The organism is Streptomyces thermoalcalitolerans (assembly GCF_039525155.1).
In the GTDB taxonomy this organism is placed as follows: Bacteria; Actinomycetota; Actinomycetes; order Streptomycetales; family Streptomycetaceae; genus Streptomyces; species Streptomyces thermovulgaris.
Genome location: NZ_BAAAHG010000104.1, coordinates 1 through 6,942, shown reverse-complemented (window position 1 = coordinate 6,942; position 6,942 = coordinate 1). Strand labels below are relative to the sequence as shown.

Genomic DNA, 6,942 nt, shown 5'->3' with positions numbered 1-6,942 from the left:
TCTCCGACGTGGAACCCGGATCCGTCCACGACCTGCGCGCCGCCCGCATCCACGCCCTGCCCGCCCTGTACGCCGCAGCCCGCCAGGGTCTGCCGACCCTGGCCGATGTCGGCTACACCGGCGCCGGCCAGGGCATCCACACCCCCTTCCGCCCGCACCCCGACATCGCCTCCCCACTCGCGCCGGACACCCGCACCCACAACCGGCTCCTGCGCAGCATCCGAGCCCTGGGCGAGCGAGCCGCCGCCGAACTCAAACAGCGCTGGCGTGCCCTGCAACATGTCACGCTCAGCCCCAGCCGCATCGGAGCCATCGCTCAGGCCGCCCTCGTCCTCAACAACGCATGGAACGAAAGGCGTTGAGAAAACCTCACTCAAGTCGGACGTGATGCTGCTGACCGGGTTGACCGCAGAGGAGATCGACGCGGTCGGCGGGATCGACGAGTAGCGGAACCGAGAGCCCCATACGCTTAGCACGCCCCGCACGCCCCACTCTGCGCTGTCTGCGGGAAGACCTCGGTCTGCCCCTCCCGCCGGTCACTGTGCCGCTGGACGAGACGGACCATCCGATCGTCGCCAAAGCGGTGGAACAGTTCGCCGACACCAAGGCCAAGCATGAGCGCATTCGCGCCATCGACGACCAGGTGTTGTTCAAGGTCAAGGTGCAGCGCTGGCGTGGAGCCGTCTGGATAGACGCGGACCTGCCATGGCTGGTGGCGGCCGGAAAGCGGGAGGACGGTTCGGGGGACGACTTCTACGCCAAGCTGGAGGCGGAGGGCAAAGCGGCTCGTGCGCGGCACAACGCCACGCATGCCGAGACGCTGAAAACTGTGACGTCCACGGCGCATCTTCTGCCGACGCGTGAGGACCACATCCGGTACCGAGCCGAAGCAGGTGTCCGCCTCGTCCGCCGACTGCGCACCACTCTGCTCACCCTGGTGCGGGCCTCTCTGCGGGACGGCCGTGAGCACGCCGTGGACTTCGACACCTTCACCCTGGGGCTGCAGGTCCGCGCCGATGACGGTCATGAGACCTACCTCGCCGTACGGATCACCGGCTCCGTGCCACCGAACCTCACGACCGTCATCCTGCGCAATGTTCCCGGCTGCGAGGTGGAGGGCTGGTACCCGGAATACGCCCTCCCGGAGCGGGAGCTCCTTCCGGCGGAACAGGCATGGTCCAACATCATGGATCCCCGCGCGGCAGCCGAAGTGCTCAATGACGTTGAGTGATCCGGGTCCCGACGACGGCCGGGGTCCGGGAATCCGCGGGCCAGGGCATCACGGAAGTCTTCGGCTGCCGCGCCTCGCGTCCAGTGTCAGAGCTTGACGATCATCTTGCCGATGTTGTCGCCGCGCAGGAGGCCGAGGAAGGCCTCCAGGGTGTTCTCGATGCCCTCGACGACCGTCTCGCGGTACTTCAGGCGGCCGTCGCGCACCCAGGGGCCGACCTCGCGCACGAACTGCGGTTGCAGGTCGTAGTGGTCGCTGACGAGGAAGCCCTCGATACGGCCGCGGACCTGGATGAGGCGGACGAGGTTTCTCGGGCCGGGGGCGGGCTCGGTGTTGTTGTAGACCGAGATCATGCCGCAGAGGGCGATGCGGCCGCCCTGCCTGAGGGAGCCGACGGCGGCCTCCAGGTGGTCGCCGCCGACATTGTCGAAGTAGATGTCGATGCCGTCGGGGGCGGCGGCGCGCAGCTGCTCGCTCACGGGGCCGTTTTTGTAGTTGAAGGCGGCGTCGAAGCCGTACTCCTCCAGCAGCAGCCTGACCTTCTCGTCGGAGCCGGCCGAGCCGATCACCCGCGAGGCACCCTTCAGCCTGGCCAGCTGGCCCACCTGGCTGCCGACCGCGCCGGCCGCGCCGGAGACGAAGACGGTGTCGCCCTCCTTGAAGGAGGCGACGCGCAGCAGGCCCGCGTAGGCGGTGAGTCCGGGCATGCCGAGGACGCCGAGGTACGCCGACAGGGGCGCGGCCTCGGGATCGACCTTGACGGCGTGCCGCGCGTCCACGGCGGCGTACTCCCGCCAGCCGCCGAAGTGCAGGACGTGGTCGCCCACGGCGATGCCCTCGGCGTTCGAGGCGACGACCTCGCCGACCGCGCCGCCCTCCATGGGTTTGCCCAGCTCGTAGGGGTCCACGTACGACCGGCCGGCGTTCATCCTTCCGCGCATGTAGGGGTCGACGGAGAGGTGGGTGTTGCGCACGAGGACCTGGTTCTCGCGCGGTTGCGGGGCTTCCGTCTCGACCAGGGCGAAGTTCTCGGGCCCGGGCAGGCCGACCGGGCGGCTGAGCAGGTGCCACTCGCGGTTGATCATGACAGCGCCTTCCGTCCGCTCCATTTACTTCATATCGTGAAACGATAATTGAGCTGAATATTTCAGCTTGTCAAGCAAATGGGTACCCTGGTGCCATGGCCACTGCACCGAACATCCGGCGCCCCGACGTGCTGACCCTGGAGGTCATCGAACTCATCGGAGACGTCGTGGCCCGGTTCCACGAGGACTACGAGGCCGCCGCCGGGGAGCACGCCCTGACCGGCGCGCAGGCACGGCTGCTGAGCCTGCTGTCACTGGAGCCGCTGCCGATGCGGAAGCTCGCGCAGAAGCTGAAGTGCGAGCCGTCGAACGTGACCGGGATCATGGACCGGCTGGAGGCACGGGGGCTGGTGGAGCGGCGGCCCGACCCCTCCGACCGGCGGGTGAAACTGGCGGCGGCGACGCAGGAGGGGCGGCGGGTGGCCCGGGAACTGCGGGAGGGGCTGCGCTTCGCACGGGAGCCGCTGGCCGCCCTGTCGGAGGAGGAGCGGCTGGTTCTGCGGGACCTGTTGCGGCGGATGGTGAACGAGAATTCCTGGAATTGACGAGGACTCTGGAATTCCTGAGCCCGCGTCGCCCGGGTGGGTGACGCGGGCCGTGGCCGACGCAGGGTCAGGTGCACCACCACAGGAACCGGTTGCACTCGCTCGAGGTCGGGGTCGGCTCGGGGTCCGACGGCCCCGGGTCCTCCGCCGGGGGCTTCGTCGGCCGGGGAGTCTGAGCAGACGGCGGGTTCGAAGCGCCGGCGCCCGCGCCGCTGCCGGAGCCCGTACCCCCGGCCGTACCGCCGGCCGCGCCCCCGTTCCTCGGCGCCTGCGTCGACGGCCGCGGGGCGCTCGTCTCCGTCGTGTCCGGCCCGGGCTGCCCGTCGTCCTCGGACGCGGATGCGGACGGGGAGGCGGACTCGGACGCGGACGCCGAGGCGTTGGGTGAGGCCGTGCTCGTGGCGGTCCTGGGCGTGGCGTCGGCGGGGCCGGCCGTCTCCTCCGGGTCCGGGGACGAAGCGCCGTCACCGGACTGCCCGTCGTCCTCCACCGCGGCCGGTTCGGAGCCGGAGGGGCCCGAGGCGCCGGCGCCGAGTCCGGCGAAGCCCAGGCCGCCCGCGGCCAGCACGAAACCGGCGGCCACGAGAAGGGCCCGGCGGCGCCGGGGCGCGGCCTTGCCGCCATGGCGGCTCGCCGTCGTGGTTCCGGCTCCGGATCCGTCCTGGCCGGTCTGCTGCCGGTCGGTCTGCTGCGGGGCGGCCTCGGGCTCGCCGCTCCCGGGCGGTCCCTCCCCGGCCACCACGGGCTCAACGGCCGCGGACTCGGCGTACGCCTCCACGGGAGTACCGCACCCCGGGCAGGCCAGAGCGCCGTTCAGGTGCCGTTGGCACGGGTGGCAGTAGTTCATGACGCGGGAAGACTAGGTTCCGCGCGAGGGTGTTCCCAGGTTTTCGTGTGAAAGTTCCGTGGGGAATCGCAAGAGTTGTCGAGAGGATCACCGAAACCGTTATCTGTCTGGACTCATTGACCTCTATTGGCACTTTCGGCGCCCGCTCCTTGCTGTCGCGTCGGCATCCCGAACGTATGGCGACACACCGAACGGTCATCCACGACTGAGGGGCAGGCCCTGGCGGCTCCGGTGGTGGCGCCCGGCCGAACGCGGCCTCTCCGAAGGCGGGCGTCGGCCACGAACTCGAGGCGATCGCCTCGGTGTTCATCGGGCGCGCCTCCCTGAGCGGCGGTGCGGGCACCCTTCCCGAAGCGATCGTCGGCGGTCTTGTCCTGGGCGTACCGAACGATGGTATGAACCTTCTCGGCGTCGGCACCGACGGGCAGCAGGTCGTCAAGGGCCTGGCTCTGCTGGTGACGGTCGGGTTCGACGTGTGGCAAGTGCACGTCCGGTTCACAGCTCAGCTCCGGCCCCGCCTGGCGGAAGGCGGGGCCCCGTCCTGCAGGAGCCGCATATGGAACTGAACAGACGCACGGTCATCGCGGGCGCCGCGGCAGCGGGCCTCGCGGCAAGCACACTCGGGGGCACGGCGCAGGCCGCCTCCTCGGTCACCCGTCCGTCCCCGGGGCGCGAAAAGCCGGTGAAGGAGCTGTTCGGCAGGCTCCCCGACGGCACGAAGGTGCACCGCTGGTCGCTGGCGAACGGCGGCACCCGGATGAAGGTCCTCTCCTACGGCGGCATCGTCCAGTCCCTGGAGATCCCCGACCGGCACGGCCGTTACGCGAACGTCTCCTTAGGACTGGACACCCTTGACGCCTATGTGGAGTCCAGCCCGTACTTCGGCGCCCTGATCGGCCGTTACGGCAACCGGATCGGCAAGGGCCGCTTCACCCTGGACGGCACGACGTACCGGCTCTCCGTCAACGACGGCGACAACAGTCTGCACGGCGGCGCCCGGGGCTTCGACAAACACGTGTGGGAGGTCGAGCCGTTCGCCGAGGGCCCGGACGTCGGCCTGCGCCTGTACCGCACCAGCCCCGACGGCGAGATGGGCTACCCGGGCACGCTGCGGGTGAAGGTGACGTACACCCTCACCCGGCACGGCGAGTGGCGCATCGACTACGAGGCCACCACCGACAGACCCACCGTCGTCAACCTGACCAGCCATGTCTACTGGAATCTGGCCGGCGAGGGCAGCGGCACGATCGAGGACCACGAGCTGACGATCGCCGCCTCCCGCTACACCCCCACCGATCCGGGCCTGATCCCCACCGGCGAACTGGCGCGCGTCGCGGGCACTCCCTTCGACTTCCGCCGTGCCAAGCCCATCGGCCGGGACATCCGGGCCGGTCATCCGCAGCAGGTGCAGGCCAAGGGCTACGACCACAACTGGGTGCTGGACAAGGGGGTCACCGCCCGTCCCGAGCACATCGCCACCCTGCGCGACCCCCGCTCGGGCCGCACCCTGAAGATCGCCACCGACCAGCCGGGCCTGCAGTTCTACTCCGGCAACTTCCTCGACGGCACCCTCACCGGCACCGGCGGCCGCACCTACCGCCAGGGCGACGCCCTCTGCCTGGAGACCCAGCACTTCCCGGACTCGCCGAACCACGCGCACTTCCCGTCGACCGTGCTGCGGCCGGGGCGGACGTACCGGACGACGACGATCCACTCGTTCGGCGTGCGATGATCGTGTCCATCCCCAAGTCACGCTCCCCCCACATGGGTTGAACGGCGTCGCGCCCGCCTCCGTATCCATGGGCGGCCCGTGCTCCCCCGCGCGGGCCGCCCCAGACGACGGGCCCGGCCGTCCCCACCGGGCCCGCCACCTACGGAGGTTCCATGGCCGAGAACGTCACCTCGCTGTTCCGCAGCACCACGGCCCACAGTCCGTCGATGGCGGCGTTGACGCGGGAGAGCGGCGACGAGACCGGCCCGGTGGACTTCTGCATCCCGTGCAACCCCTACTTCCCCACGCCCGAGATGTTCCAGGACATGGCGGCGCGGCTGCGGGAGATCATCACGTACTACCCGTCCAGTGCGGAGACGATCACCGCCGAGCTGTGCGACCTGCTCCAGCTGCCGCCGCAGTGCGTGGCGATGGGCAACGGCTCGACGGAGCTCATCACCTGGATCGACCATCTGCTCGTGCGCGAGTCCCTCGCCGTCCCCGTCCCCACCTTCGGCCGCTGGACCGACCAGCCCATGGAGACCGGCAAGCGGGTCGACATGTTCCCGCTGCAGGAGTCGAACGGCTTCGTCCTGGACCTGGCGCAGTACGCCGAGTTCATCCGGAAGCGGGGCACCAGGGTGGCCGTGATCTGCAACCCCAACAACCCCGACGGCGGCTTCCAGCACCGGCAGGCCCTGGTGCAGTTCATGGACGCCATGGCCGATCTGGACCTGGTGGTGATCGACGAGTCCTTCCTGGAGTTCGCCGACGCCGAGGAAGAGCCGAGCGTGGTGCAGGAGGCGATGCTGCGCCCCAATGTGGTGGTGCTGCGCAGCCTGGGCAAGAACTTCGGTCTGCACGGCATCCGCTTCGGCTATCTGGTCGCCAACCCCGCGATCGCGGGCAAGGTCCGCTCGATGCTGCCGAAGTGGAACCTCAACTCCTTCGCCGAGCACGTGGTGTTCATGCTGAAGGAGCACAGCGCGGAGTACCGGCGGAGCCTTCAGCAGGTGCGCCGTGACCGGGCGGAGATGGCCGGCCACCTCTCCGCGCTGCCCGGTCTGACGGTCTACCCCTCCCAGGGCAACTTCCTCTTCGTCCGTCTGCCCCTGGGCGCCGACGGCACCGTGGTCCGCGACCGGCTGCTCACCGAGCACCGGATCCTGGTCCGCGAGTGCGGCAACAAGATCGGTTCCTCCAGCCGCTTCCTGCGGCTCGTGGTGCGCCCCGAGGTGGATGTGCGCCGCCTGGTGTCCGCCATGCAGCAGGTGCTCTACGAGAACGAGAGCGGGAAGGACACCGGGAAGGAGAAGGCGAAGGAAGCCGCCGGCTCCGAGCAGGGCACCAGGGCCGGCTACAGCTCGGGCACGGCGGCGGTGGACCGGCTGGTGAGCGAGACCAACGGCTCCGGCATGCGGACGCAGGCCGCTCAGTCCACCGCACCGGCCGCCGCCGGCGGCGGCACGCCGCTCGCCGCCACCGCGTCGGCCGCACCCGCCCCGCAGCCGGCCGGTGGCGGG

The 6,942-nt window shown here is 70.2% G+C and carries 7 protein-coding genes and 1 pseudogene; 6 read left to right on the top strand and 2 right to left on the bottom strand.

Annotated features, from left to right (window positions below):
- Both ABD224_RS28735 and ABD224_RS28730 read left to right on the top strand, forming a co-directional pair.
- A partial coding sequence (locus tag ABD224_RS28735) for a transposase family protein (RefSeq protein WP_344055169.1) occupies positions 1-362 on the top strand: 362 nt, incomplete at its 5' end.
- A 179-nt stretch (positions 363-541) separates the two neighbouring features.
- Positions 542-1,231 (top strand): hypothetical protein, encoded by a 690-nt coding sequence (locus ABD224_RS28730; RefSeq protein WP_344055167.1) that lies wholly within the window; start codon positions 542-544, stop codon positions 1,229-1,231.
- An 86-nt stretch (positions 1,232-1,317) separates the two neighbouring features.
- Here the strand turns inward: ABD224_RS28730 and ABD224_RS28725 are convergent, their stop codons facing one another.
- Entirely contained in the window at positions 1,318-2,316 is a 999-nt protein-coding gene (locus ABD224_RS28725; RefSeq protein WP_344055165.1) for an NADP-dependent oxidoreductase, read from the bottom strand.
- A gap of 95 nt (positions 2,317-2,411) precedes the next feature.
- On the opposite strand from ABD224_RS28725, the gene ABD224_RS28720 reads away from it, so the two are divergent.
- On the top strand, positions 2,412-2,861 hold the full coding sequence (locus ABD224_RS28720; RefSeq protein WP_344055163.1) for a MarR family winged helix-turn-helix transcriptional regulator: 450 nt from the start codon (positions 2,412-2,414) through the stop codon (positions 2,859-2,861).
- A gap of 67 nt (positions 2,862-2,928) precedes the next feature.
- Here the strand turns inward: ABD224_RS28720 and ABD224_RS28715 are convergent, their stop codons facing one another.
- Complete coding sequence (locus ABD224_RS28715) at positions 2,929-3,708, bottom strand: SCO2400 family protein (RefSeq protein WP_344055161.1); 780 nt, start codon at positions 3,706-3,708, stop codon at positions 2,929-2,931.
- 239 nt (positions 3,709-3,947) lie between these two features.
- Here ABD224_RS28715 and ABD224_RS28710 point away from each other — a divergent pair.
- The 3 genes and pseudogenes from ABD224_RS28710 to ABD224_RS28700 all read left to right on the top strand — a co-directional run.
- A pseudogene (locus tag ABD224_RS28710) lies at positions 3,948-4,187 on the top strand (ABC transporter permease subunit); the annotation flags it as partial.
- A gap of 77 nt (positions 4,188-4,264) precedes the next feature.
- Positions 4,265-5,440: an aldose epimerase family protein gene (locus tag ABD224_RS28705; protein WP_344055159.1), complete on the top strand. Its 1,176-nt coding sequence runs from the start codon at positions 4,265-4,267 to the stop codon at positions 5,438-5,440.
- Between the two features lie 152 nt (positions 5,441-5,592).
- Positions 5,593-6,942: pyridoxal phosphate-dependent aminotransferase (locus ABD224_RS28700; protein ID WP_344055156.1), on the top strand; the 1,350-nt coding region annotated here is incomplete at its 3' end.